Source organism: Roseovarius aestuariivivens, from assembly GCF_004761875.1.
Lineage (GTDB): Bacteria > Pseudomonadota > Alphaproteobacteria > Rhodobacterales > Rhodobacteraceae > Roseovarius > Roseovarius aestuariivivens.
This window is the reverse complement of record NZ_SJEY01000009.1, coordinates 15,764-39,772: the sequence shown is the minus strand read 5'-3', so window position 1 is coordinate 39,772 and position 24,009 is coordinate 15,764. Positions and strand designations below refer to the sequence as shown.

25 protein-coding genes and 1 tRNA gene are annotated in these 24,009 nt (G+C 59.9%); 14 read left to right on the top strand and 12 right to left on the bottom strand.

Translation table 11 applies throughout. The features are described 5' to 3' along the window. Nucleotides 1–51 precede the first annotated feature (51 nt). Nucleotides 52–1,344, bottom strand: a complete 1,293-nt coding sequence (gene serS / locus EZV60_RS14710; RefSeq protein WP_135506366.1) for a serine--tRNA ligase — start codon at nucleotides 1,342–1,344, stop codon at nucleotides 52–54. A gap of 259 nt (nucleotides 1,345–1,603) precedes the next feature. Here serS and yajC point away from each other — a divergent pair, with 259 nt between their 5' ends. The 9 genes from yajC to EZV60_RS14665 all read left to right on the top strand — a co-directional run bounded on the left by yajC (nucleotide 1,604) and on the right by EZV60_RS14665 (nucleotide 8,983). Then, nucleotides 1,604–1,882: a preprotein translocase subunit YajC gene (yajC, locus tag EZV60_RS14705; RefSeq protein ID WP_135506365.1), complete on the top strand. Its 279-nt coding sequence runs from the start codon at nucleotides 1,604–1,606 to the stop codon at nucleotides 1,880–1,882. A 66-nt stretch (nucleotides 1,883–1,948) separates the two neighbouring features. Further along, on the top strand, nucleotides 1,949–4,585 hold the full coding sequence (gene secD / locus EZV60_RS14700; RefSeq protein WP_135506364.1) for a protein translocase subunit SecD: 2,637 nt from the start codon (nucleotides 1,949–1,951) through the stop codon (nucleotides 4,583–4,585). Nucleotides 4,586–4,609: 24 nt separating this feature from the next. Next, nucleotides 4,610–4,963 (top strand): Mth938-like domain-containing protein, encoded by a 354-nt coding sequence (locus tag EZV60_RS14695; protein ID WP_135506363.1) that lies wholly within the window; start codon nucleotides 4,610–4,612, stop codon nucleotides 4,961–4,963. A gap of 27 nt (nucleotides 4,964–4,990) precedes the next feature. After that, nucleotides 4,991–5,608: a heme ABC exporter ATP-binding protein CcmA gene (gene ccmA / locus EZV60_RS14690; RefSeq protein ID WP_135506362.1), complete on the top strand. Its 618-nt coding sequence runs from the start codon at nucleotides 4,991–4,993 to the stop codon at nucleotides 5,606–5,608. Beyond that, nucleotides 5,605–6,261 (top strand): heme exporter protein CcmB, encoded by a 657-nt coding sequence (gene ccmB, locus EZV60_RS14685; protein ID WP_135506361.1) that lies wholly within the window; start codon nucleotides 5,605–5,607, stop codon nucleotides 6,259–6,261. The genes ccmA and ccmB overlap by 4 nt, the downstream gene beginning before the upstream one ends. Before the next feature lie 19 nt (nucleotides 6,262–6,280). Beyond that, nucleotides 6,281–7,015, top strand: coding sequence for a heme ABC transporter permease (locus tag EZV60_RS14680; protein ID WP_135506360.1), 735 nt, complete (start codon nucleotides 6,281–6,283; stop codon nucleotides 7,013–7,015). Continuing rightward, nucleotides 7,012–7,170: a heme exporter protein CcmD gene (gene ccmD / locus EZV60_RS14675; protein ID WP_135506359.1), complete on the top strand. Its 159-nt coding sequence runs from the start codon at nucleotides 7,012–7,014 to the stop codon at nucleotides 7,168–7,170. Before EZV60_RS14680 ends, ccmD begins: the two co-directional genes overlap by 4 nt. Then, complete coding sequence (locus EZV60_RS14670) at nucleotides 7,163–7,699, top strand: DsbE family thiol:disulfide interchange protein (protein WP_135506358.1); 537 nt, start codon at nucleotides 7,163–7,165, stop codon at nucleotides 7,697–7,699. The genes ccmD and EZV60_RS14670 overlap by 8 nt, the downstream gene beginning before the upstream one ends. A gap of 195 nt (nucleotides 7,700–7,894) precedes the next feature. Beyond that, nucleotides 7,895–8,983, top strand: a complete 1,089-nt coding sequence (locus EZV60_RS14665) for an ABC transporter ATP-binding protein (protein ID WP_135506486.1) — start codon at nucleotides 7,895–7,897, stop codon at nucleotides 8,981–8,983. Between the two features lie 69 nt (nucleotides 8,984–9,052). Here EZV60_RS14665 and EZV60_RS14660 read toward each other — a convergent pair whose 3' ends face one another. The 3 genes from EZV60_RS14660 to purB form a co-directional block, all read right to left on the bottom strand. Next, nucleotides 9,053–10,111, bottom strand: a complete 1,059-nt coding sequence (locus EZV60_RS14660) for a flagellar motor switch protein FliG (RefSeq protein WP_135506357.1) — start codon at nucleotides 10,109–10,111, stop codon at nucleotides 9,053–9,055. A gap of 130 nt (nucleotides 10,112–10,241) precedes the next feature. Next, the gene (locus EZV60_RS14655; RefSeq protein ID WP_135506356.1) at nucleotides 10,242–10,400 is read right to left on the bottom strand and encodes a carbohydrate-binding module family 14 protein; all 159 of its coding nucleotides are present in this window, start codon (nucleotides 10,398–10,400) and stop codon (nucleotides 10,242–10,244) included. 71 nt (nucleotides 10,401–10,471) lie between these two features. Next, complete coding sequence (gene purB / locus EZV60_RS14650; RefSeq protein ID WP_135506355.1) at nucleotides 10,472–11,779, bottom strand: adenylosuccinate lyase; 1,308 nt, start codon at nucleotides 11,777–11,779, stop codon at nucleotides 10,472–10,474. A gap of 83 nt (nucleotides 11,780–11,862) precedes the next feature. Here purB and EZV60_RS14645 point away from each other — a divergent pair, with 83 nt between their 5' ends. From EZV60_RS14645 to EZV60_RS14635, 3 genes are all read left to right on the top strand, one after another. Continuing rightward, nucleotides 11,863–12,330 carry a DUF6314 family protein gene (locus EZV60_RS14645; protein WP_210115105.1) on the top strand — a complete coding sequence of 156 codons (468 nt, stop codon included), beginning with the start codon at nucleotides 11,863–11,865 and terminating at the stop codon, nucleotides 12,328–12,330. Between the two features lie 94 nt (nucleotides 12,331–12,424). Further along, nucleotides 12,425–13,558: a sugar-transfer associated ATP-grasp domain-containing protein gene (locus EZV60_RS14640; RefSeq protein WP_167853534.1), complete on the top strand. Its 1,134-nt coding sequence runs from the start codon at nucleotides 12,425–12,427 to the stop codon at nucleotides 13,556–13,558. Nucleotides 13,559–13,653: 95 nt separating this feature from the next. Then, complete coding sequence (locus tag EZV60_RS14635) at nucleotides 13,654–14,391, top strand: heme-dependent oxidative N-demethylase family protein (RefSeq protein WP_135506353.1); 738 nt, start codon at nucleotides 13,654–13,656, stop codon at nucleotides 14,389–14,391. Here the strand turns inward: EZV60_RS14635 and EZV60_RS14630 are convergent. From EZV60_RS14630 to EZV60_RS14610, 5 genes are all read right to left on the bottom strand, one after another. After that, nucleotides 14,388–15,083, bottom strand: coding sequence for a hypothetical protein (locus EZV60_RS14630; protein WP_135506352.1), 696 nt, complete (start codon nucleotides 15,081–15,083; stop codon nucleotides 14,388–14,390). The two genes, EZV60_RS14635 and EZV60_RS14630, sit on opposite strands and share 4 nt — an antisense overlap. Nucleotides 15,084–15,234: 151 nt before the next feature. Further along, nucleotides 15,235–16,041, bottom strand: a complete 807-nt coding sequence (locus EZV60_RS14625; RefSeq protein ID WP_135506351.1) for a lytic murein transglycosylase — start codon at nucleotides 16,039–16,041, stop codon at nucleotides 15,235–15,237. 98 nt (nucleotides 16,042–16,139) lie between these two features. Beyond that, a complete protein-coding gene (locus EZV60_RS14620) occupies nucleotides 16,140–17,003 on the bottom strand; it encodes a hypothetical protein (protein ID WP_167853533.1) in 864 nt (287 codons plus the stop codon). 199 nt (nucleotides 17,004–17,202) lie between these two features. Further along, complete coding sequence (gene glnA, locus EZV60_RS14615) at nucleotides 17,203–18,609, bottom strand: type I glutamate--ammonia ligase (protein WP_135506349.1); 1,407 nt, start codon at nucleotides 18,607–18,609, stop codon at nucleotides 17,203–17,205. 67 nt (nucleotides 18,610–18,676) lie between these two features. Further along, complete coding sequence (locus EZV60_RS14610; protein ID WP_135506348.1) at nucleotides 18,677–19,015, bottom strand: P-II family nitrogen regulator; 339 nt, start codon at nucleotides 19,013–19,015, stop codon at nucleotides 18,677–18,679. Nucleotides 19,016–19,184: 169 nt separating this feature from the next. Between EZV60_RS14610 and EZV60_RS14605 the strand changes: the two genes are divergently transcribed. Beyond that, nucleotides 19,185–20,888, top strand: a complete 1,704-nt coding sequence (locus EZV60_RS14605) for an NAD(P)H-hydrate dehydratase (RefSeq protein WP_135506347.1) — start codon at nucleotides 19,185–19,187, stop codon at nucleotides 20,886–20,888. 57 nt (nucleotides 20,889–20,945) lie between these two features. On the opposite strand, the gene EZV60_RS14600 is transcribed toward EZV60_RS14605, so the two are convergent. Further along, on the bottom strand, nucleotides 20,946–21,443 hold the full coding sequence (locus EZV60_RS14600) for a Hint domain-containing protein (protein WP_135506346.1): 498 nt from the start codon (nucleotides 21,441–21,443) through the stop codon (nucleotides 20,946–20,948). 155 nt (nucleotides 21,444–21,598) lie between these two features. Here EZV60_RS14600 and EZV60_RS14595 point away from each other — a divergent pair. Then, nucleotides 21,599–21,682: transfer RNA gene (locus EZV60_RS14595), tRNA-Leu, on the top strand. 85 nt (nucleotides 21,683–21,767) lie between these two features. On the opposite strand, the gene EZV60_RS14590 is transcribed toward EZV60_RS14595, so the two are convergent. Together EZV60_RS14590 and EZV60_RS19575 are read right to left on the bottom strand one after the other, a co-directional pair. Further along, nucleotides 21,768–22,385 carry a hypothetical protein gene (locus EZV60_RS14590; RefSeq protein WP_135506345.1) on the bottom strand — a complete coding sequence of 206 codons (618 nt, stop codon included), beginning with the start codon at nucleotides 22,383–22,385 and terminating at the stop codon, nucleotides 21,768–21,770. Between the two features lie 966 nt (nucleotides 22,386–23,351). Further along, nucleotides 23,352–23,720, bottom strand: coding sequence for a VPLPA-CTERM sorting domain-containing protein (locus tag EZV60_RS19575; protein ID WP_135506344.1), 369 nt, complete (start codon nucleotides 23,718–23,720; stop codon nucleotides 23,352–23,354). Nucleotides 23,721–24,009: the final 289 nt, after the last annotated feature.

Here is a 24,009-nt window from a genome sequence, read left to right as displayed (position 1 = left end):
CCCCGCGCTCGCACGGCCCTCTCCCGGCGGGTCACTGCCGGGAGACCTTGCTCAGCCTAGCGTGCCGTCTGCCTCAAGCCGCGTCTTGCCCCGCAGGTAAGGATGCAGCGCCTCGGGCAGGTCGACCGATCCGTCCTCCTGCTGCCCGTTCTCCAGCACCGCAATGAGGCAGCGCCCCACGGCAAGGCCAGATCCATTCAGCGTGTGGACGAATTGCGGCTTGCCGCCGTCCTTGGGCTTGAACCGCGCGTTCATCCGCCGCGCCTGGAAATCCCCGCAGACCGAAACCGAACTGATCTCGCGATAGGTGTCCTGCCCGGGCAGCCAGACCTCGATGTCATGCGTCTTGCGCGCCCCGAATCCCATGTCGCCGGTGCAAAGCACGATGGTGCGATAGGGCAGGCCAAGCCGCTCCAGGATGCCTTCCGCGCATTTCGTCATCCGCTCGTGTTCTTCCAGCGACGTGTCGGGATGCGTCACGCTCACCATCTCGACCTTTTCGAACTGGTGCTGGCGCAGCATCCCCGCGGTGTCCTTGCCCGCGCTGCCGGCCTCGGACCGAAAGCATTGCGTATGCGCCACATAGCGGCGCGGCAGATAGCTTTCCTCGACCACCATGTCACTGACGATATTGGTCAGCGTCACCTCGGCGGTCGGCACCAGCCACCAGCCATTTGTGGTCTCATAGCTGTCTTCGCCGAATTTCGGCAACTGGCCTGTGCCATACATCATCTCGGGCCGCACCAGCACCGGCGTCCAGGTCTCCGCAAGGCCGTTTTCCTCGACATGCGTGTCGATCATGAACTGCGCCAGCGCCCGGTGGATGCGGGCCACGCCCCCCGACAACACCACAAAGCGCGAGCCCGACAGCTTGGCTGCAAGCTCGAAATCCATCCCCGGCTTCACGCCCGCCAGCTCATAATGCTCTTTCGGGGTGAAATCGAAGGACCGCGGCTCGCCGACACGGCGCAGCTCGACATTGTCGTCCTCGTCGGCGCCATCGGGCACATCGTCATGCGGCAGGTTCGGCAGACCCATCAGCAAGTCGGTCAGCTTCTGGTCCAGCTGCTTGGCCTCGGCCTGCATCTGCGCAACTTGCGCCTTCTTTTCGGTGACAAGTCCGCGCAACCGCTCGAACTCGGCCTCGTCGCCCTTGGCCTTGGCTGCGCCGACCTCCTTGCTGGCCTTGTTCTGTTCCGCCTGGGCGGTTTCGGCGGCCAGGATCTTGGCGCGGCGCTCCTCGTCGATGGCCAGAATCTCGCCCGATGCGCCCGATCCGCCGCGACGGGCCAGGGCGGCGTCGAAGGCATCGGGGTTCTCGCGGATGGCGCGGATGTCGTGCATCGGGTCTGTCCTTGCGTGGCTGAGTCGAAGTTTCGCAGATGTTTATCAACGATCTGCAAACGGGTGCCAGCCCCTAGATACCGGCGGCAGATCGTCCCGGGCAATTGTGCAAAATCGGTGTACGGGTTGTGTACGGCCTGTGTACGGGTTGTGCACGGCCTTTTCGGGGCTTTTCGCGCCTTGCAAATACCCCGTCCGAACCTTAGGTTCCCGCCAATTCGCGCCAGGCGCCGCGCTCTCGAACAAGGACCAAATCCGCATGGAAGCTTTCGCTCAATTCGTCCCGCTCATCCTGATCTTCGCGATCATGTGGTTCCTTCTCATCCGCCCGCAGCAGAAGAAACTGAAGGAACATCAGGCCATGGTAGCCGCCCTGCGCAAGGGCGATCAGGTGGTGACCCAGGGCGGGCTGATTGGCAAGGTAACCCGCGTGAAGGGCGAGGAAGAAGTCGAGGTCGAACTGTCCGAGGGCGTGCGAGTGCGCGTCGTAAAGCAGACCATCGCTCAGGTACTTTCCAAGACCGAACCGGCGTCCTGACGCGCGCGGCCATTGCTTCTAGCGTCACCTGAGGGTCGTGGCGCAACCTTTTGAAAAGGCTTAATCATGCTGCAAATCGACCTCTGGAAACGCATCGTGGTTTGGGGGCTTGTGGCGATTGGCCTCATGCTGGCCATGCCCAACGCCTTCTACGACCGGGTCGAGACGCACAACGACGCCGTCGCCGCCGTCGAGGCGGATCAGGCGACCGAGGCGGAGGTGGCCGATGCGCTTGGCGGGTGGCCGAACTGGCTGCCGTCCGGTTTGGTCAATCTCGGGCTCGACCTGCGCGGTGGGGCGCATCTTCTGGCAGAGGTACAGGTCGAGGACGTCTACCAGTCGCGGATTGAGTCGATGTGGCCAGAGATCCGGGATCTGCTGCGCGAGGAACGCGACCGCGTTGGTCCGATCCGCCTGCAACCCACGTCACAGCCGGAATTGCGCATCCGCCTTGTCGAGAACCCCGACGAGGTCGCCTACGCCGCCTCTCTCGTCCGCGGCCTCGCGCGGCCCGTATCTAGTGTCACGGGCGCCGCATCCAACGACATAGACGTATCGACCGACGGTGACGAAGTGGTGGTTCAGCTCAGCGAGGCCGAAAAACTGGCCAGCGACGAGCAGACCGTGCGCACCGCCCGCGAGATCATCGTACGCCGCATCGACGAAATGGGCACGCGCGAGCCGACCATTCAACGACAGGGCAGCGACCGTATCCTGATCCAGGTGCCGGGCGTCGGCAGCGCGGCCGAGTTGAAGGACATCATTGGCACCACCGCACAGCTCACCTTTCAACCGGTGGTCACCCGAACCACTAATGCCGCCGAGGACCCCGGACCTGGCAATGAAATCCTGCCGTCCATGGATGAGGAAGGGACGTTCTATATCCTCGAACGTGCCCCCGTCGTCACCGGCGAAGAGCTTGTCGACGCGCAACCCGATTTCGACCAGAACGGCCGCCCTGCGGTCTCTTTCCGTTTCAATCCCGGCGGGGGCCGCAAGTTCGGTGACTACACGGCTGATAACATTGGCAATCCCTTTGCCATCGTGCTGGATAACGAGGTCATCAGCGCGCCCGTGATCCAGAGCCATATCCCCGGCGGTACCGGCATCATCACCGGCAATTTCACGGTTGAGGAAAGCACCAACTTGGCCGTTCTGCTGCGCGCCGGCGCCCTGCCGGCAGAGTTGGAATTCGTCGAGGAACGCACGATCGGACCCGAATTGGGGGCCGACAGTATCGCCGCCGGTCAGATCGCCTGCATCGTGGCCTTCGTGCTGGTGCTGGCCTTCATGTGGGCGAGCTACGGTCTTTTCGGACTCTTCGCCAATATCGCGCTTATCATTAACGTCGGACTCATTTTTGGCCTGCTAAGCATGATCGGGGCCACGCTGACCTTGCCGGGGATCGCCGGGATAGTGCTTACCATCGGCATGGCGGTCGATGCCAACGTGCTCGTGTTCGAGCGTATCCGCGAAGAGATGAAAACCGCCAAAGGACCGGCCCGCGCCATCGAGCTTGGCTATGAAAAAGCCCTGAGCGCGATCACCGACGCCAATATCACGACCTTTATCACCGCGCTGATCCTTTACACCATGGGGTCGGGACCGGTGCGCGGCTTCGCGATCACCCTTGGTCTCGGCATCATCACCTCGGTCTTCACGGCGATTTTCGTCACGCGCCTCATCGTGGTCATCTGGTTCGAGCGGAAGCGTCCTAAAACCGTTCTGCAAAACAAAGGCTTGCGTCTTGTTCCTCAAGTTACAAGCTGGGACTTCTTCAAGCGCTGGAAATTCTCTCTTGGCCTGTCTGGTCTGCTGATCGTCGTCGCGGCGATTTCCTTCCTTCTGCAAGGTCTAAACTATGGCATCGACTTCCGCGGCGGCACGACGATCCGAACCCAGAGTGCGCAGGAAATCGAGATCGGGACATATCGCGACGCCATCGCGCCGCTTGGGCTTGGCGATATCACCATCGCCGAGGTCTTTGACCCGACCTTCGCCGAAGACGAGAATGTCGCGATGATCCGCATCCAGGCTCAAGAGGGTGAAGAGGCGGTATCTGCCGACGTGATCCGCAGCGTGGAGGCGGCGCTCAAGGCGGCCGTGCCAGATATCTCGTTCACAGCGGTCGAAAGCGTCGGGCCCAAGGTGTCCGGTGAGTTGATTCAGACGGCGATCATTGCGGTGCTTCTCGCCATCGGAGCGGTGCTTGTCTATATCTGGCTGAGGTTCGAGTGGCAGTTCGCGGTCGGTGCCGTCCTGGCACTCGTGCACGACGTGGTTCTGACCATTGGCATCTTTTCAGAACTGCAGATCCAGTTCGATCTGGCAATCATCGCGGCCCTTCTGACCATCGTGGGCTACTCGCTCAACGACACCGTTGTGGTCTTCGACCGAGTGCGGGAAAACCTTCGAAAATATAAGAAAAAGCCGCTGTCCGAGGTGCTCAACATCTCGATCAATGAAACCCTCAGCCGGACGATGATGACCTCGGTGACAACGCTTCTGGCCTTGCTGGCACTTTATGTTCTCGGGGGCGACGTGATCCGCGGGTTCGTCTTTGCGATGATCTGGGGCGTGATCGTGGGCACATATTCCTCGGTCTTCGTCGCGAGTTCGGTGCTGCTGTGGCTCGGGGTCAAGCGCGACTGGACCAAGACAGACGGAAATGCCGGTACGCAATTCGCCAATGTGGATGCCTGACACGTTCGACCCTAGGAGGATGACATGCGTCTGAATGAGGTGACATTCAACGATGTGAAACCCATCGACGGATATGGCGCGGGCTTCTTTCGTGTCGGCGGCGAGGTGATCGATGCACCGGTCTGCGTCGGTCCGAATGGCGTGACGGCTTGGGGCGGCTACGATGACACCGACACGCTTTTGGCCCTGACCGAAGAGATCGACGTTCTTTTCATCGGAACGGGCAGTGAAACTGCACACGTACCGGCAGAGTTCCGCGCCCGGCTCGAGGACGTCGGGATTGGGGTCGAGGCGATGAATTCACCTGCGGCCGCGCGCACCTACAACGTACTGATTTCTGAAGGACGGCGCGTTGCCGCGGCGCTCTTGGGTGTGTGAATGTCCCTCGTCTTGCAATAGGGCCGGTTGATGCTGCGGGCGGATGACCTGAGCGTCGCACGCGGCGGGCTGCGCGTGCTTGACGGTGTGAGTTTCACGCTTACCTCCGGCGAGGCGTTGATCCTACGCGGGCCCAATGGTGCGGGTAAGACAACCCTTCTGCGCACGCTGGCCGGGCTGCAGCCGCCATTGGCGGGCAGGATCGAAAGCGAGCCTGACGCATTGGTCTACGCCGGGCATGCGGACGGCATTAAATCGATGCTTACCGTCCGTGAAAACCTGAGCTTTTGGGCGCAGGTTTTCGGAACATCGGATATTTCAGCGGCGCTTGACGCTTACGAACTGACCGCGCTCGCCGATCGTCCTGCCGGTATGCTCTCGGCTGGTCAGAAACGGCGATTGGGGTTGTCGCGCCTGCTGGTGACGGGCCGGCCCGTCTGGATACTGGACGAGCCGACCGTGTCGCTTGACACCCATGCGGTCTCGATGTTCGCGCGTGTTGTCCGGGACCATCTTGCCGAGGGCGGGGCGGCACTGATGGCGACGCATATCGACCTCGGTCTTAACGAGGCGCGCGTGCTTGACGTGGCACCATTCCGCGCCAAGACCCCCGGGATCGATGAATTCGACGAGGCGTTCCTGTGATTGCGCTGTTGATGCGCGATATCCGGCTCGCCACGCGGGCAGGGGGTGGGTTTGGCCTCGGTCTGGCGTTTTTTCTGATCGTCGTGGTCCTTGTGCCATTCGGGGTCGGGCCCCAGACCGATCTTCTGGCGCGGATCGCGGTGGGGATTCTTTGGATCGGCGCGCTTCTGGCTTGTCTTCTGTCGCTCGACAGGATCTTCGCACTCGATTTCGAAGATGGCAGCCTGGACCTGCTGGCGACCGCGCCGGTGCCTATGGAGGCGGTCGCGGTAATCAAGGCACTGGCGCATTGGTTGACCACCGGGTTGCCTCTGGTGCTGGCGGCCCCGCTGCTTGGCGTCCTTCTGAGCCTTCCAGCAGACGGTTATCTGCCGGTCGTGATATCGCTATTACTAGGGACGCCCGCACTGTCGATGATCGGGGCCTTCGGGGCGGCCTTGACCGTTGGCCTAAGGCGGGGCGGGCTGTTGCTCAGCCTGCTTGTTTTGCCACTTTACGTCCCCACATTGATCTTCGGCGCCGAGATGGCGCGTCGCGGGATCGATGGGCTGGATACCACGACGCCGATGCTGATGCTGGCGGGGATCACCTGCGGCACCATCGCGCTTTTGCCTTTTGCCGCCGCTGCGGTATTGAGGGTCAACCTGCGCTGAGACAACGGGAGGAACGCGCGTGAGTTCGATTTGGGTCTATGCCAACCCCAAGAAATTCATCGACACGACAGATCGCTTTCTGCCGTGGGTGTCGGTTCTGGCGGTTGTGTGCCTTGTGATCGGGCTCATCTGGGGCTTTTTCTTCACTCCGGATGATTACAGGCAGGGCTCGACAGTCAAGATCATCTATCTGCACGTGCCAAGCGCTTTGATGGCGATAAACGCATGGCTGATGATGCTGGTCGCCTCCCTGATCTGGATCGTCCGGCGCCACCACGTCAGCGCGCTGGCCGCTCGGGCCGCGGCACCGGTGGGCGTCGTGATGACGTTGATCGCGCTCGCGACGGGCGCTATCTGGGGTCAGCCGATGTGGGGAACATGGTGGGCGTGGGATCCGCGCCTGACCTCGTTTCTGATCCTGTTTCTGTTCTATCTTGGCTATATCGCGCTGTGGGAGGCGATCGAAGATGACGACACTGCCGCGGACCTGACCTCGATCCTGTGTCTTGTCGGCTCCGTCTTCGCGCTACTGAGCCGATACGCCGTGAATTTCTGGAACCAGGGCCTGCATCAGGGCGCATCCCTGAGCCTCGACAAGGAAGAAAACGTGGCCGACGTGTTCTATCACCCGTTGCTGTTCAGCATCGCGGGCTTCGTCTTCCTCTTTATCGCGCTGGTCTTCCTGCGCACTCAAACTGAAATCCGCGCCCGGCGCATGCGGGCGCTGATAGTGCGTGACAGGATGAAGGACTGATGCCGGATCTTGGAAAATATGCCGAGGCGGTTCTTTCGTCCTACGCCGTGTCCCTCGTTCTTCTTCTAATTCTGGTCGGGCTAAGCTGGCGGCGTTCGATGCGCATCAAGAAAGCCCTGCAAGATATTGAAAAAAGGCAGAAAAAGAATGGCTAGGCTGTCGCCTCTCATGATCGCGCCGCCGGTGCTCTTCGCCCTGCTGGCGGGCGTGTTCTATGTGGGCATGATGCGCGACAACCCCGACGAGCTGCCATCGGCTCTCGAAGGGCGCCCGGCGCCGGCGGTTCAAGTGACGGCACTTGACGGCAAGGCCGGGTTTGCCGACAGCGACCTGCGGAGCGGTGGCGTGAAACTTGTAAACTTCTGGGCCAGCTGGTGTGCGCCGTGCCGGGTGGAACACCCGCACCTCGAAACACTGGCTGCAGAAGGTATTCCGATCTACGGCGTGAACTACAAAGATAAGCCGGCAAATGCTTTGAAATTCCTCGAAGAACTGGGTGACCCCTACGCTGCGATTGGCGCGGATGCGCAGGGCCGGATGGCGCTCGACTGGGGTCTTTACGGTGTGCCTGAGACCTATGTGATCGACGCGGATGGCACCATCGTGCTGCGCTTTGCAGGACCGATCACGCAACGCGTCATGGATGGGCAGATTCGCCCCGCCATTGAAAAGGCGCGAGACTAATCCGGCACGGGCCGGGCGGCATTGTAAGTCAAATCGGCGATCTGTCCTTTCCTCATCTTACCAAGGCGTGGATCAGGCTTAGGTGGCTGGCGCTTGCACGTGGACGTTGGGATTGTTATTTGCGCTTGGAAAACCCGATGAAAAAGATCGGGAAACTACAAGGCTCCGGAGTTGACCCAGACCCGTATCGACGAAATGACCCTACAGGCGCCGCCGCCGCGTCTTGAAGCGCGAGAGCTTGTCCGCCGGTATGACGGGCGAACGGTCGTGGATCACGTTTCCCTCAAGGTCCAGCCGGGACAGGTGACCTGCCTTCTTGGTCCATCGGGTTGCGGCAAGTCGACCACGCTTAGGATGATCGCGGGCGTCGAAATGCAGGATGAGGGCACGATCTTCGTCGATGGCGAATTGATTTGCGATACGGTCTACCGAGTGCCGCCGGAGCGGCGCCATATCGGTTTGATGTTTCAGGATTTCGCCCTGTTTCCGCATCTGCGGGTCGGCGAAAATGTGGCCTTTGGTCTCGCAGGGGATGCATCTGCCAAGGCCTCGCGGGTGGGCGAGCTGCTCGAGCGCGTCGGGCTCTCTGGGTATGACCAGAATTTCCCGCATGAGCTTTCAGGCGGAGAGCAACAGCGCGTGGCGCTTGCAAGGGCTCTAGCGCCCAGACCTCGTATCATGCTGATGGATGAACCGTTTTCCGGGCTCGACAATCGTTTGAGGGACGGTATCCGTGACGAAACACTGGAGATCCTGCGCGAGGAAGACACCGGCGTGCTTCTTGTGACGCACGAGCCGGAAGAAGCGATGCGCATGGCCGATGACATCGCCCTGATGCGCGACGGGCGCATTGTGCAGCAGGGCGCGCCCTACAATATCTATAACGCACCCGCGGACCGCGATGCCGTGGCCTTCTTTTCTGACGTGAACGTGGTGCGCGGACAGGCGCGGGGGGCACTCGTGCAGACGCCTTTCGGTCAATTCCTTTCGCCGGGTATGCCGGACGGCCAGGAAATGGAAATCGTCATTCGTCCTCAGCACATCAAGCTTGACTTCGATCGCAACGGCAAGGGGCCATCTCCGACGATCAGCGACGGTACGGCCGCGCGCGGAGTTGTGCAGCGGGCACGTTTCATGGGGTCAGAGAGCCTCGTGGAATTCCGCATGGATTATGACGGCTCGATTTTCAAAGCCACCGTTCCGGCCGTCTTTCTGCCCAAGCGTGGCACGCCCATGTGGTTGATGATCCGCCGCGACAAGTGTTTTCTTTTCCCCCGAAATTGAATTCTGGCTGGCCGCCGTGAGAAAGATGCGGACCCGCATCTAGGCCAAAGCCGAGCAATGTCTTCACGTTTACGCCGCATCTTCGTCTTCGGGCAGCAAAAGCGTGATGCCCCCGTTCGCCTCCAGCCGCCGGATCGTGTTGACGACCTCGGTCATGGCGGCCTCGCCATCTTTTTTCTTCGGTGCATCGCGTTCGGCCATTTCTTCTCGCAGCGCATCACTCATGCGGCGGGACATGTTGGACAGGATGAACTCTGCGGCTACCTGGGTGTCCTGCTCGCCTGCGGCTGCGGACAGCGCCGTGACGAGAGTCGCCTGTTCGATTTCCCGGGTGATCGTCGGTACGTCGAGGTCTGATACTCGTTCCGGGATATTTGAAAAAGTGAAGATCGCGCGTCGGACGCGCGCGGCGAAAGCTTCGTCTTCGGCGTCAAGACCGGTCAGAACCTCGTCGCGCTTTGCCGCGGGAGAGTAATTCAGGATGGCGCCCACCCGTTTCTCCGGCCCATCCCGAAAGGCTATATCGGGGACTTCATGTAATTGCGCTGCCAGTGACAGACCGATCCGGTCGACGGCGTCGGGCGTAACCGCTGCTGTCTGGGACATGGCGAAGGTGATGCGACGCGCGGCTTCTCCGGGCAGGCGGCCCAACAGATCGGCGGCGCGTGCGACATCAAGCTTGGACAAAAGGACGGCGGCCACCTCCGTGCTTTCCCCCGCAAGCATTTCGAGCAGGGCGTCGGCGGGGGCCAACCGAACCTGTTCCCAGGGGTCACCGAACTGACGTACGCCGGCTTCTTTGCGCAAGCGTTGCGCGGTTTGCGGGCTTATGCGCCCGTCAAGCGCCGATAATGCGCCCGCGACGCCGCGCGGAAAGGTCAGGCCCATGGATTCCAGTTCGGCGGCGAATTCGGCGACGACGTCGCGCAGAGTGTCGCGGTCGACGTAGCGCATGGAGCCCATTTGCTTGGTCAGACTGCTCTGGAGGTCTTCCGGCAGGTCGGAAAGCTGCAGGTCAGCGCCTTCGTTGAGCAGGAATCGCACCACGATGGCCGCTTTCTGCCGGCGCGAAAGCGGCGTCTTGGCGGCTTGGGGCGGTGCAAGGCGCGCGATGGTCTTGGATGTCATTCCGAACCCCGGATGGCAGTTGGAGCGACCGTAGCCCTGCAGGGGTGAAGAAAGACTGAAGTCTAAAATTGAAACGGCACGAAAAACTGTGGTTTTTCGTGCCGGCAAATTCGCAAGTTGTTTCGGAGTGTTAGCTGGTGGTCGGCACGCAGCTGCGGCTTTCGGAGTCCCAACTCGTTCCCTCGGCGCAGGTCATGGCCTGCTGCGAATGTCCGCTGCAGGCTGCGAAAGCCGAAAGCGAGGAGGCCAGTGTCAGGGCGACGGATGTCACGATTACCTTTGATTTCATGGTCTTACCTCTTCCGGGTGCGTTATATGTAAAAGTGTATCACGCAGGTCTGTATTCTCAAAAGGGAAGGTTCAGGTTTCGCCGAAAACCCGCTCGAAAATCGTGTCCACATGCTTCGTATGGTAACCGAGGTCGAATTTTTCCTCTATTTTCTCGGTGCCTAGCGCCTTGACTACTTCTTCATCACCCAGAAGCTCGGTTTTGAAATCACGGCCTTCTTCCCAGACTTTCATCGCATTGCGCTGCACCAACCGATAGGCATCCTCCCGGCTCACACCCGCCTGAGTCAGAGCCAGCAAAACACGCTGAGACATCACCAATCCCCGGAATTTGTACAAATTGGACTCCATGTTTTCGGGGTAAATGACCATTTTGTCCACAACCTGCGTCAGTCGAGCGAGCGCGAAATCCAAGGTCACGGTGGCGTCGGGGCCGATGTTTCGTTCGACGGAGGAATGCGAAATATCGCGCTCGTGCCAGAGGGCCACGTTTTCCATCGCGGGGATAACCATCGACCGGATCAGACGCGCGAGGCCGGTCAGGTTCTCGGTCAGAACCGGGTTGCGCTTGTGCGGCATGGCCGACGAACCCTTTTGACCCTTCGAGAAAAATTCTTCGCCCTCCAGAACCTCCGTGCGCTGCATGTGACGCACTTCCGTCGCGATGTTCTCGATCGAGCTGGCCACTATGCCAAGGGCTGCAAAGAAGGCTGCGTGTCGGTCGCGCGGGATCACCTGTGTCGAAATCGGCTCGGGCGTCAGACCGAGCTTGGCGCAGACATGCTCTTCGACCCGAGGATCGATATTTGCGAAGGTCCCCACCGCGCCGGAGATTGCGCCAGTGGCGATCTCCTCGCGCGCCGTCACGAGACGGCGGCGGTTGCGGTCCATTTCGGCATAGAAGCGGGCAAAGGTCAGACCCATGGTCGTCGGTTCCGCGTGGATGCCGTGCGAACGCCCGATGCGTACGGTCATCTTGTGTTCCATCGCCCGGCGTTTCAACGCGGCCAGAAGCGCGTCCATATCCGCGATCAGAATGTCGGCGGCGCGGGCCAACTGGATGTTGAAGCACGTGTCGAGAACGTCTGAACTGGTCATGCCCTGATGCACAAACCGCGCCTCGTCGCTGCCGACATGTTCGGCCAGGTGCGTGAGAAAGGCGATCACGTCATGCTTGGTCACAGCTTCGATCTCGTCGATGCGGCCCACGTCGAACTCGACATCTTTGGCTTTCCATACGGCCTCGGCGTTGGCGCGAGGAATGACGCCCAGATCGGCCATCGCGTCGCAGGCATGGGCCTCGATCTCGTACCAGATGCGGAACTTCGTGGCGGGTTCCCAGATGCTGACCATCTCGGGGCGGGAATAGCGCGGGATCATGAGATTGCGACCTTTGAATTGCAAAAGTGGTTGGGCGCGGTTTAGACCGATGGAAAGGTATCAGCAAGGCAGGAGCGCGCGCCATGTTCGGCGGTTTGGGGGATTTCGAAGGGCTCTGGGAGCTTACCCGCCGGATCGAACAAGCGGGCGCGCCGAACGCCGAGTTGCGCGGCAGCGCGATCCTGCGGCCGAACGAAACCGGAATGAGCTATAGCGAGGCGGGGCTTTTGCGCGTGGGCGGGCAGGCGCCGGTCAACGCCGAGCGGCGATATATCTGGCGCAGCCTGCCGGGGGGCGTGATCGAGGTTCTGTTCGAGGACGGGCGGCCATTTCACTTTATCGATCCAGAGGATCCGCAGGACCGCCATTGGTGCGACCCCGATCTTTACGAGGTCCGGTATGACTTTCGCCGCTGGCCTGATTGGTCCAGCACCTGGGAAGTGCGGGGGCCGCGCAAGAATTACCGCATGGTCAGCCAGTACCGGCGCGTGACCTCGCACCGTTCGAAGACTGCGCCGCCATCGCATTACGTGGCCACGCGTCTGAACTGACCTCTTTCCTAAAATCCGCGATAAAGCGCCATTTTTTAGCCCAATTGTTTCGCCACAAGGAACAATGATCAAGGGCCTAGCAAAGGGGCGAGACATGGGCGAGGCAGCCGTCAATAAAGACACGATCATCGAGCGCGAAACGCAGGCGTTCAACGCGAAAGACAGTTTTTCCGCGGCCGATCTTATCGCGCATGCGGCGAAGAAAAGCGGGCGCGGGGCGCTGTCGGTCGGTCGCGAGATGATGAAATGCGCGCGGTCCAAGGCGAAACTGAAGCCGGCGGAATACGTGATGTACGAATTTTACGACCGGGAGAAGTATACCGCTGAGGAAAAGGCCGCCTTCATCTCGGGCGGGATGCATGGAAAGATCGTCTACGAATTCAACGATTACGGCTGGTTCGAGGCGGCGGGTGACAAATGGCTGAGCGCCATGTTCCTGGCCGCCGACGGCACGCCGCAGCCCGACACGATCGCCGTGATCGATCAGGGCCCGCGCGCCTATCACGGGGCTGAGACGCTTGCGACGCCAGAGGCGGTGCGCGCGTTTTTAACGGCGCAGGACATGCCGCTGTTCTGCAAATACAATAACGGTCGGTGGAGCCTTGGCGCCAATATCATCACTGCCGCCGACGACAGCCATATCCACATGCGCGGCAAGGATCCGATCAGCTATGCCGCGTTCTTCGAGGAATATATCGGCAGTCACGTGTTCCTGATCCAGCGGATCGTCGAAAACCATTCTTTCCTAAGGCAATTCACGCCGACCACGGCCACGGTCCGCATGGTCAACCTGTGGCGGGAGGACGGGCTCTGGACGCCGCATGCGATCCTCAAGCTGCCGTCGGCGCAGAACGAAGCCGACAATTTCTGGCGTACCGGCAACTTGGTCTGCGCGCTGGATGTAGAGACCGGCGAGATCCGGACCTGTGTGGGCCGCGAGGGGCCCGATCTTGTGCGCCACGATGTGCATCCCGAGACGGGCAAAGAAATTCTTGGCAAGCATCTGCCGCATTGGGACAAGGTGCGCGACCTGAATGCGCGCGTTGCCGCGCTGCACTATCCGGTCAAATACCAGACGCAGGACATCGCCATCACCGAAGAAGGCCCTGTCGAGATAGAGTTCAATTGGGGTGGGGCGTTTGAACTACCGCAGATTGCGACCGGCAAGGGCTTTCTGACGCCAGAAATGCGCGCGGCGTTCCGTGGCTTCGGGTCGACCAAAGTCTAAGCAGGAAAGCCCGGCCAACGGGCTTCATACAGGCAGAGGGCGGTGCCGGGTGGCGCCGCCCTTTTCTTTCGCGCCGTGACACGTAGAGTTCGGGCATGACCGAGATCCTCCAGGCTAGCGTACCCTATGACACCCGGTCCCGCGCCTTGCCGGGCGTCAGGCCGATGGCGCGCGAGGACTGGTTGATGCGCGATGATGCCTTTGCCGAACAGATGGCCCTGCGCGGGCAGCTTTTGTCGGAGCGGCGCGAGGCGGTGCTGGCGGTGACCGACGCGGGGCGGGTGGCGGCGGACGAGCTTTTGTCTTTCGTGCTCGATTGGTTGCAAGAGTATGATCCGGGCTATGAGATCGGCGCTGACAGTGTGCGCCGGCCTGACGGTATCGAGGTCGAAATCGATCAACGCGATCCGATGGGCACGCTGGGGTATCTGGTGCAGGAAGACCTTTGCCTGATGGAAAGGCAGGGCGATGTTCATGTGCTGACCGCCGCTGTGCTGTGTTTTCCGGCCAGCTGGCGGTTGTCAGACAAGATTGGGCGGCCGCTTGTGGAGATCCACGCGCCGGTGCCCGAATACGACGACGGTCTGGCCCGGCGTGTGCAGCGGCTTTTCGACGGGGTGCAGGTGGAGCGACCGCTCTGGCGGTTCAACGCGCTGCACTATGCGCAGCCCGATCTGCATCAGCCGTGGCGCAAGGAGGGGGCCATTTCGGAGGACGGCGCGACGGTGCGACATCCCTATTTCCGAAGCGAGCGGCAATGCGTGCTTCGCCTGCCGCAAACACGAGCCTGCGTTTTTTCGATTCACACGTTCGTGGTGCGGGCCGCGGACTAGGTGTCGGAGCCTGCGACGTCGCGGAGCATGGAATAGGTGAACATGAAGGCGCCAAGCGGCGCGGAGGTCAGCATGACCGTAAGCCCGGTGACATGCACCGCGAGGCGCAGCGGCCGCGTCGGCTTGGCCCGTCGGGCGAGGCGGGCGGCCAGCCAACCTTCGGTTTTACTCACTTCGTGGCTGTCGATGATCTCGAAATCCTCGTAGCTGTCGTCGGGTGCCGCGCGCGCGCGGTTGGGGCGAGGCTTCGAATTTGCGGCGCCAGCGGGGGCGGGGGTCTGAACCAGCATCTCGAAAAGTGACCAGATCAGTTCCGAGTCGACCTCTTGCGGGGTTTCGCCGCGCATGATCGTATCGTAGGGCAGATCGTCCTTGATGCGCAGCAGCAATCTGTCGGCAAGGTGGATCGTCGGCACGGCGCCGAGCATATCCTCGGCGTCATCGAGCGTGCCTACGGCCAGAACCAGATAGCTGCAGCCAGTTTTTGGCATGGCCGGCAGAAACCCGAGCGCGATGCGGGTCTCCTCGCGGTCGATCATGGCAATGTAGTCGCTATCCCACGTGATGTTGCGTGGTTGGGCATCCGTCATCTGCAGCGCGGCATCGATATCGCGCACAATCCCGGGAAACCGGGCTTCGTCCAGGTCGCGGTATCCGAGTGCGGCTATGGAACCCTGGGGGGTACTGTACATGTCGAGGTAACTCACGTGAACTAATCCGAGGATGAGATAACCAGACAATTGGGGCAGACTGGCGAACACAATCTGGCGTCTTCGTGTATCTCGGTCCTAAGATCAGGATTGCGGATAACCTGCCCTGCTTTCGTGGGCTAAATCGTTAATTCTAGCCGTCAATTCGCGCAGCCATGATCGCGATCGCCTTTTGGTAGACCCCAGCGGCGTTCCAGGCCTGGATTGCGGGGAAGTTTGGTTGGCCGGGTTGATAGCCCTGTCCCGGACGCCAGCCTTTCTGGCGCAGGAAGTTCGCGGTCGAGGCCATGGCGTCGGTGATATTGTAGAAATCCACCCGACCGTCACCGTTTCCATCAACCCCGTATTGCAGCGCATTGCCCGGAAGGAACTGAGTATGCCCCAGTTCGCCATGCTTGGCGCCCCGGGTCGAGGCCGAGATCGACCCGCGATCCACCAGCCTTAAAGCGCCGATGGCGTGCGGGCGGAAGAAATCGGAGCGACGGCAGTCATATGTGAGCGTGACGATGGCCGATACCACCTGCGAATTGCCCATGAACCTGCCGAACCCGGTTTCCATGCCGTGAATGGCGATCAGGACGCCCGCAGGGACACCGTATTGCCGTTCCAAGGCGGCGTAAAAGGCGGCGTTCTGCGCCTTGCGCTGGCGGCCCTGTGCAACGATCGTGTTCGCGCCGCGCACCTGCATGAACTTGTCCAGCGAGTACCTGAAGCTTTTCTGGTTGCGGTCGGCGGCAATCGTGTCGGACGCGTACCGCGCCTGCGCGAGGGCCTGCAGGCCACGCTGGCCCACGCCGGCACGTTGCGCAACCTGTGCGAACTGCGCCTTCCAGTTGTCGAAGCCGTTCGCGGTGTTCCCGCAAGATTGGGCGTGGACAGCCGGCGCGCCCAGCAAACCGGCGGCGAGGAAAACCACTTTAACGAATCTTGGAAAAGTCATTGAAAACTCCGTCAGACCGGGGAACTTCTCAAACTCTAGCCGAGGATTCCCGTCCGACAAGACTAAAACGTCTGCCCAACCCGCCAAGTCGTTACCCGCTATACGAGCAGGCGCCCGATAAACTCTACTGTGTCGGCGTGTGCGCCACTGACGTTGAGCGCCGAGAAAAGCCCGACGAGTGCGGCGCAATGAGACACCAGGCGGAGGTTCTCACCCTTCAATAGGTTTATGACGATCAGCGCCGCGCCCACGGGTAGCGCGAAGATCGACACGGCGATCGACAAGAGCCATGCCGACATCCGGAAGCTGTTGTTGGAATCCCGGATATCCTCGATTTCTGGTTCGATATTCTCGGGTGCCTCAATCAGGACTTCCGATATGATTTCTTGGTCTTGCCAGTACAGCGTATCGAGCCAGGCCGCTTGCGCCGCCTCGGCTTCGGACAGGAACTTGGCTTGAAGATGCGTGTGCGTGTCCTCGATTCCGGGCAATGTTTTCGCCTTGGGGACAAGTGGCTGTTCCACGGTCTCTTCCGAGGTTTGCGTCTCGCCGGTCAGCTCCGCGAATTCCTCGCTGCTCAGGATCGCCGAGGCATCGAGCCACATCACGTGGTCCGGACCAAATGAAGAATAAAGGCGCGTCGTCATTTCCAGCAGTAGAACCTCCGACGGAAGCTCAGCCGATTCGTCCGCGCGCGTCTCAACACACACGTGAAGGATTTTGTCGGCGTAGAACTTCTGCGAGGTCAGCGTTACATCGGCGAGAAGGGCCAGATGAACGAGATGGCCATCGGTTTGGACAATGGCCTGTGCGGAAGACGACGAGGATGTGGCGGTGATTTCTACACGTAGATCACGCAGCGTTTCGCTGACGCGTTGCAACGCTGTTTCTATGCTAATGTTCTTGCGGTCTTGAAACATTAAGCCCGCTGCCAATCTGTAGTCTTCGAGATGCGAAGCCATCTTTTTACCCCGTCCATTATCCGCTCCAGTTATTCGCGGAAAAGGGAAACCAATTTGTTTCGATTAAGGAACTAATGGGGCAATCGACTATTTCGAAGCAGTATTGTTGCGCGAAGAGACACAGTTCCTAGATTCAGGACAGATTGAAAAGGGCGCCCTGAGGCGCCCTTCCCATACTTCACTGTCCAAATGCTGTCTTTTAGCAGCTGTAGTAGAGCTGGAATTCGACCGGGTGCGGCGTGTGTTCGTACATCTCGATCTCTTCCATCTTGAGGTCGATATAACCGTCGATCTGGTCCTTGGTAAAGACATCACCCGCAAGCAGGAACTCGTGATCTGCCTGTAGTTCGGTGATGGCCTCGCGCAGGCTGCCGCAAACGGTCGGGATGCCTTCGAGCTCTTCGGCGGGCAGGTCGTAGAGGTTCTTGTCCATCGCCTCGCCCGGGTCGATCTTGTTGGCGATGCCGTCGAGACCGGCCATGAGCAGAGCGGCGAAGCACAGGTAGGGGTTCGCTGACGGGTCGGGGAAGCGGGCCTCGACACGCTTGGCCTTGGGCGATTCGGTCCACGGAATGCGCACGCAGCCCGAGCGGTTACGAGCGGAGTAGGCGCGCAGAACCGGGGCTTCGAAGCCCGGGATCAGACGCTTGTAAGAGTTGGTCGACGGGTTGGTGAAAGCGTTCAGCGCCTTGGCGTGCTTCAGGATGCCGCCGATAAAGTAGAGCGCTTCCTGGCTCAGGTCGGCGTACTTGTCGCCGGCAAAGAGCGGCTTGCCATCTTTCCAGATCGACATGTTACAGTGCATGCCAGTGCCGTTGTCGCCGGCGATGGGCTTGGGCATGAACGTGGCCGTCTTGCCATAGGCGGCGGCGACGTTGTGAATGACATACTTGTATTTCTGAAGCTCGTCGGCCTGCTTTGTCAGCGTACCGAAGATGAGACCAAGCTCGTGCTGACACGACGCCACCTCGTGGTGGTGCTTGTCGACCTTCATGCCGAGACGCTTCATGGTCGACAGCATTTCGGAGCGGATGTCTTGCGCGTCGTCGGTGGGGTTGACGGGGAAATAGCCACCCTTGACGCCCGGACGATGGCCCATATTGCCCATCTCGTACTCGGTATCGGTGTTCCAGGACGCGTCAAGCGCGTCGACTTCGTAAGACACCTTGTTGATCGTGTTCGAGAAACGCACGTCATCAAAGAGGAAGAATTCCGCTTCGGGGCCGAAGAAAGCACTGTCGCCGATGCCGGAGGACTTAAGATAAGCCTCGGCCTTCTCGGCGGTGCCGCGCGGGTCGCGCTCATAGGGCTCGCCCGTGTCGGGTTCCACGACCGAGCAATGCACGCAGACGGTCTTTTCGGCATAGAAGGGGTCAATATACGCGCTGTCGGTATCGGGCATGAGTTTCATGTCCGAGGCTTCGATCGACTTCCAGCCGGCGATGGAGGAGCCGTCGAACATAAAGCCTTCGTCGAGAAAGTCTTCGTCGACCTCGTCGGCGATGACCGTCACGTGCTGCAGCTTGCCACGCGGGTCTGTGAAGCGGATGTCGACATATTCGACGTCCTCGTCCTTGATCATCTTGAGCAGATCGCTTGCGCTCATATCCTTGATCCCTTCGTTTGTTGGTGTAGTGGATGGTCGCTCTGGCCGGGGAGCGGTGCTTGGTTGCTTAAAGCGCTTCCGAGCCGGATTCGCCGGTGCGGATGCGGATGGCCTGTTCCACGGGGCTGACGAAAATCTTGCCGTCCCCGATCTTGTCTGTCTTGGCTGCCTCGATGATCGCCTCGACCGCGGCATCGACCTGATCGTCATCAAGCACGACGTCGATTTTCACCTTCGGCAGGAAGTCGACCACGTATTCTGCGCCACGATAGAGTTCCGTGTGGCCTTTTTGGCGGCCGAAGCCCTTGACCTCGAGAACCGAGAGGCCCTGCACGCCCACTTCCTGAAGTGCTTCTTTCACTTCATCGAGTTTGAACGGCTTGATGATCGCTTCGATCTTTTTCATGCGGTCGCCTCCTTCGACTGTCTGCCCGGGATTGCAGACCACTTCTCTTTGGGGTGCACAATCGGATAGGGTTGTCGGACCCGTGTCGACACGGCTGCCGGAAATAATTGCCGTAAATTTATGCTATTTGCATATTTTTTATGCGGAATTGAATCTTGACGAGAGGGACATGACGGAACTGCTGACAGCTGCGCAGATGCGGGCCGCTGAATTGGCCGCGATAGACTCGGGCAAGGCCAGCGGCCTGCAGCTGATGGAGCGGGCCGGGCGCGGCGTGGTCGACGCCGTCGTTGCGCACTGGCCGGATCTGGGCGAAGGGGCGCGTCACGCGGTCGTGCTCTGTGGTCCCGGCAACAACGGCGGCGATGGATTTGTCGTGGCCCGGCGCTTGCGTGACAGGGGCTGGACCGTTGAGGTTTTCTTCTTTGGCACGCCCGATGGGTTGTCGCAGGATGCGCGGAAAAACCATGACGTCTGGACCAAGATGGGTGAGATCCAAACGCTCACCGTAGAGGCGGTCGGGCAGGGGCCCAGGCCCTCATTGCTTGTTGATGCCATGTTCGGCACCGGGCTGTCGCGCGCCATTCCACTCGACCTTGCGCTGGCGCATCATGCGGTGGAGGCACGAGACGTGGGTGACACGCATCCGTGGCTGGTGCCCTATCGACGCGTCGCGGTGGATTGTCCGTCGGGTCTTGATTGCGACACTGGGAAATTCCTGCTGCCATCCCGACCCGAGGACGTTTCGGAGGACGACATCGACGCGCAACGACAGTGGTGGCAGGCGGACGCGTCCAAGCGGTTGTTGCGCACGGATCTGACCGTGACCTTTCATCGCAAGAAGGTCGGACATGTTCTCAGCGACGCCTGCGGAAAGGTTTCCGTCGTCGATATCGGTCTTGGGGCGGAGGACATGCATCCCGCGCATCTGATTGCGCCGCGCGCATCGGACCGGGTTATGGCTTTGGATTTCGACCCCCCCAAAGGCGTCTCCCGGCGGGTCTGGCCGGGCTCTCATCTAGATAAGCGCATGGGCGCGGGGCGGCACAAATACGACCACGGTCATGCCCTTATCCTGACGGGCGGCGCGGGAAAGACCGGCGCGGCGCGGCTGGCGGCCCGGGGAGCGCTGCGGATCGGGGCGGGGCTGGTCACGTTGGGTGTTCCGGGATCGGCGCAGCAGGAAGTGGCGAGCCAGATCACGGCGCTCATGCTGATGCGGGTCGGGGATGGGCCGGACCTGGACAGAATTCTTGCGGATGAGCGGATGAACGCAGTCTGCCTCGGGCCCGGGTTGGGCCTTGACCGGGCAAGGGACCTCGTGCCCGTGGCACTTGGAGCGATTGGACAATCTGCCCATCCGACCCGGTCGGTGGTTCTGGATGCCGATGCGCTGACCGCATTCGAGTCGGATCGCGATACCTTTTTCGAGATGCTGCACAAGCGCTGCATTCTGACCCCGCATGGCGGAGAATTCGCACGGCTTTTTCCGGACCTGGCCGAAACGCTGAGCGCCACGCCGACCAAAGGCCCGGCCTTTTCCAAGGTCGACGCCACGCGCGAGGCGGCGCGTCGCGCAGGCTGCGTCGTGCTTTTCAAGGGGGCCGAAACCGTCATTGCCGCCCCGGATGGGACATGTTCCATAAACGCCGCCAATGGCGCGCGTGCCGCACCGTGGCTGGCGACCGCCGGATCGGGGGATGTGCTGGCGGGTTTCATAACCGGGCTTCTGGCGCGGGGCATGGCCCCGCTCCACGCCGCAGAGACCGCGGCTTGGCTTCACGTGGAGTGCGCGCGGTCTTTCGGGCCGGGGCTTATTGCCGAAGATCTGCCCGAGACGCTGCCGCAGGTGTTGCGTGATCTGGGAGTTTGACAACGTACGGCAAGGCGTCGTGCGATGCTTCAGAACATCATTCGGTGGGAGCGACAGTCAGGCCGCTTTGGAAAGCGCGGCCGCGGCGTCGTGGCTGCCGACCTCGAGCCCATCGACATAGAGCACGTGCGGGCGATCGAATTCGAGTTCGAACACGGTCATCGTGACGTGGTCCTGCAGCGTGATGAATTCGCCATCTGCCAGACGGTGCGCCGGGACCATGGCACGTGTCGCGCCGAATACCGCCCTGGCGCGCCAGTCGCGGATCAGGACCGGTTGACCCGCCGGGACCGTCACGTCTCGTTCTGGTCGGGTATGTCCAAGCGAGCCTGCCTTGATCCGGACCGCGCGGGTCGATATCTGACGGCTCCGTACGTCCTTCAGAACGGCCATGCCACCATCGCGCGTGATGACCCTGTCACCGGCGCTCAGGTCCTCGACCCGTTTTTCGCCCGCGAGGGTCAGGATTATGGAGGATGGGAGGAAGCCTGTCGCATCCGCATTGGGCATAATGACGGTGTCACCCGTCATACGCCCGACCGTTTTCGGTTCCATGGGCTTGGTCTCGCTCTGTTACTGCCTCAGTTTTTCAACCAGAATATGGCAACAATGGGTAAATGTCGCGCCTATTCTGCGCCGTCCCGCGATAATTTTTAGGTTGGATTTTATTCTCGCATCCAAATCCGCGCTTTGCTATGACGCAGCGCGATGCGGGTGTGGCGGAATTGGTAGACGCACCAGATTTAGGTTCTGGCGCCTTTGGCGTGGGGGTTCGAGTCCCTTCACCCGCACCATGAAATTGCCATAAGTTATTGATTGTATTAATTTAATTAAACATCAATCATAATTTATCCACCCGGATAACCACCTAATGGCGCGTCATAGATACTCCAGCCCGCCAAATTTTTCCAAAGCAAATGCGGCTAAACCCAACTCGCTTTGACGCTCCCAAGCCTGTAGTTCTCCGATGAGCTTGTGATAGGTGCGCCAATGCATCCCCTTGGGCTTTTCACCCCAATTATCGCAACCAGGTTCCCAGCCTAACCGCTCTCTGATTTTATCCGCTCGGCGCTGGGCGCGCTGAAAGCCGGCCTCGCGCTGCGAGGGGTAGGCGAGTAGATAACAATGCCGACACGCAAATATCCGACCGCCGTAGAGTTTTGCCACCCGCCGACCGCAGCCGCGAGCAGGGCAGGCGAACCACTCGCGATGGCCCCCGTAGTGACATTGCTGAGAAAGCAAGCGCACTGGGTAGTCGTGGCTCTCCCACTCGTCGCCATGGTCCCGGCTGCGATAGATTAGCCTCACCTGTCCATGCTCGGCCTGCACGGTTATGCTGGCGACCTTTTCATCGTCGATGGACCATTGCCATGAAAAGCGCCTTCCGGGCGTCAGTAACCCCTCCCGCGCCCAGCGCCGCACGTCGATACTGCGATAGTCTGCTACCGTGCTTTTCGCGTCCCAATGCCAGTGCCTTCCGCTACCGATGCCGCCCATGCCATGCCTCTGAATTTTGCCGAAATCTATAGCAAATTTATTGTGCTGTTTGCCGGTATACTATCAAGTCTCCGAAGGTGCCGACTTGCCCAAACCCGCACTCATAATCGCCATTCAATATTCTAGGGTCGCCGTTTAGGCGCGCTTGACTTAGAACCCAGTCCCGGCACTCATCCAGCGTTGCGAATCCGCGCGCATTCTCATAGCTCAACAGGTCCCCTCGATCTGGATAGTAGAAGGCGTCTACGGTTTCCCAAGGTGCCGGGGAGTTTGGCCAGAACCAGTTTGCGAGACGTTTTGTCGGGTCGGTAAGTAAGAACCATGCAATCGGTATGAGTAGGATAATCCAGCGCATTATTTAGCCTGCCAAGTTTATATGTCGTGGCTTCTATCAATCACGCCATGTGCCTATGGCTAGATGTATATGTGTCACGGTTTTTGTGCATCGGTGACAAAGGGAAATTTCAACCTCGCATCCCAATTTTTATGACGGTCGCGCTTATTTCTTTGTTTCGTTCTGTATCGGTGTCCCAGTCATTGGGGCGGGAATGCAGGGTTTTTGTGCGGGGCTTTTCTTTTTTCCTCCACTTTAGAAAGGCTTGCTGAGCTGACTTGCCGTCCATCGTAGTAGTTCTTGCAAGGCCCACAGGCTCGCTTGCCCCACTCCGGAGGGGCCGAGATAGGGCGCGCGCGTCATCTCGGTTAGGCCGCGAGCTTTCAGTTCATCGAAGTATTTGCCCACGGTGTTACGGTTCGCATATTGACCGCGCCTTGATCTAAGGTGGGTAGAAGAGCAAAGTTGCAAAATGCAACGATTTGAGCTGACGATGAAAACGCCCACGTTGGCTTCATGGGTTCTGCCGATATAAGTGCATTCGTGCTTTGGAGCAGATTATGCAAACCCGTTTGGTGGGCACCAGCTGCCGTCGCAACATTACGGATACGAGTTCTGGTCCTAGCCTCAGTCTAGACCCGCGGCTTACGCTCCTGACGCGCCCGAACGCTTGCGAAGCCTGCAACCCCAGTTAGCAAAAGGGTAATACCTGCGGGGACAGGAACAGGTTCAAGACGAGCGGGGCTAAACGTAGCCTGTCCACTGCTCTGGGTATTGGAAGGGTCGCCACAAATTGAGCCTGGCCGATAAAGACATGAAAATGACGCCTCGCCAGATAAAACAAAGTACAAACTAGCGTAAGTATATACAGGGCCCGGGTCAAAAGCGCCTCTTGCTAAATAGTCGCTAGATCTATAAACGCCATTTTGGTCAAAGCTGAAATAATTAAAATAAAACCCAAATCCGTTATTTTGATAGAAGTCAACATCATAAAAATTCATTCATAGCACTGCTGATCGGATTTTTTGTCACCCTTGTCCACGTTGATTGAACTGTTTTTGAGGGGTCGATGTCATTGAAGTAAAGCACTCCCTCTACGTCGTTGCCGGACGTGCCGCCAAAGCTAAAATTGACCGCATAGGTCGCCGAAGACGCCGAAGTCACGGCGCCAAATATAAAGAGAATTGCACTTAATATAGCACGCATAATTATAAATCCCCGTAAAACATAACTCTAGTCTTTAAGCTAGATGCGTAAGTTTTAGTAGGACAAATCTCACAATTTTGTCTT

What these genes read in the sequence shown, in the direction of transcription:
- EZV60_RS14695 (WP_135506363.1), top strand. Translation starts at nt 4,610, where the DNA reads ATGCGTCTGAATGAGGTGACATTCAACGATGTGAAACCCATCGACGGA.
- EZV60_RS19575 (WP_135506344.1), bottom strand. Translation starts at nt 23,720, where the DNA reads ATGAATTTTTATGATGTTGACTTCTATCAAAATAACGGATTTGGGTTT.
- EZV60_RS14605 (WP_135506347.1), top strand. Translation starts at nt 19,185, where the DNA reads ATGACGGAACTGCTGACAGCTGCGCAGATGCGGGCCGCTGAATTGGCC.
- EZV60_RS14635 (WP_135506353.1), top strand. Translation starts at nt 13,654, where the DNA reads ATGACCGAGATCCTCCAGGCTAGCGTACCCTATGACACCCGGTCCCGC.
- EZV60_RS14590 (WP_135506345.1), bottom strand. Translation starts at nt 22,385, where the DNA reads ATGGGCGGCATCGGTAGCGGAAGGCACTGGCATTGGGACGCGAAAAGC.
- EZV60_RS14640 (WP_167853534.1), top strand. Translation starts at nt 12,425, where the DNA reads ATGGGCGAGGCAGCCGTCAATAAAGACACGATCATCGAGCGCGAAACG.
- EZV60_RS14645 (WP_210115105.1), top strand. Translation starts at nt 11,863, where the DNA reads ATGTTCGGCGGTTTGGGGGATTTCGAAGGGCTCTGGGAGCTTACCCGC.
- EZV60_RS14660 (WP_135506357.1), bottom strand. Translation starts at nt 10,111, where the DNA reads ATGACATCCAAGACCATCGCGCGCCTTGCACCGCCCCAAGCCGCCAAG.
- glnA (WP_135506349.1), bottom strand. Translation starts at nt 18,609, where the DNA reads ATGAGCGCAAGCGATCTGCTCAAGATGATCAAGGACGAGGACGTCGAA.
- EZV60_RS14625 (WP_135506351.1), bottom strand. Translation starts at nt 16,041, where the DNA reads ATGACTTTTCCAAGATTCGTTAAAGTGGTTTTCCTCGCCGCCGGTTTG.
- EZV60_RS14630 (WP_135506352.1), bottom strand. Translation starts at nt 15,083, where the DNA reads ATGTACAGTACCCCCCAGGGTTCCATAGCCGCACTCGGATACCGCGAC.
- secD (WP_135506364.1), top strand. Translation starts at nt 1,949, where the DNA reads ATGCTGCAAATCGACCTCTGGAAACGCATCGTGGTTTGGGGGCTTGTG.
- EZV60_RS14665 (WP_135506486.1), top strand. Translation starts at nt 7,895, where the DNA reads ATGACCCTACAGGCGCCGCCGCCGCGTCTTGAAGCGCGAGAGCTTGTC.
- yajC (WP_135506365.1), top strand. Translation starts at nt 1,604, where the DNA reads ATGGAAGCTTTCGCTCAATTCGTCCCGCTCATCCTGATCTTCGCGATC.
- EZV60_RS14620 (WP_167853533.1), bottom strand. Translation starts at nt 17,003, where the DNA reads ATGGCTTCGCATCTCGAAGACTACAGATTGGCAGCGGGCTTAATGTTT.
- EZV60_RS14600 (WP_135506346.1), bottom strand. Translation starts at nt 21,443, where the DNA reads ATGGAACCGAAAACGGTCGGGCGTATGACGGGTGACACCGTCATTATG.
- EZV60_RS14610 (WP_135506348.1), bottom strand. Translation starts at nt 19,015, where the DNA reads ATGAAAAAGATCGAAGCGATCATCAAGCCGTTCAAACTCGATGAAGTG.
- EZV60_RS14670 (WP_135506358.1), top strand. Translation starts at nt 7,163, where the DNA reads ATGGCTAGGCTGTCGCCTCTCATGATCGCGCCGCCGGTGCTCTTCGCC.
- EZV60_RS14655 (WP_135506356.1), bottom strand. Translation starts at nt 10,400, where the DNA reads ATGAAATCAAAGGTAATCGTGACATCCGTCGCCCTGACACTGGCCTCC.
- purB (WP_135506355.1), bottom strand. Translation starts at nt 11,779, where the DNA reads ATGATCCCGCGCTATTCCCGCCCCGAGATGGTCAGCATCTGGGAACCC.
- serS (WP_135506366.1), bottom strand. Translation starts at nt 1,344, where the DNA reads ATGCACGACATCCGCGCCATCCGCGAGAACCCCGATGCCTTCGACGCC.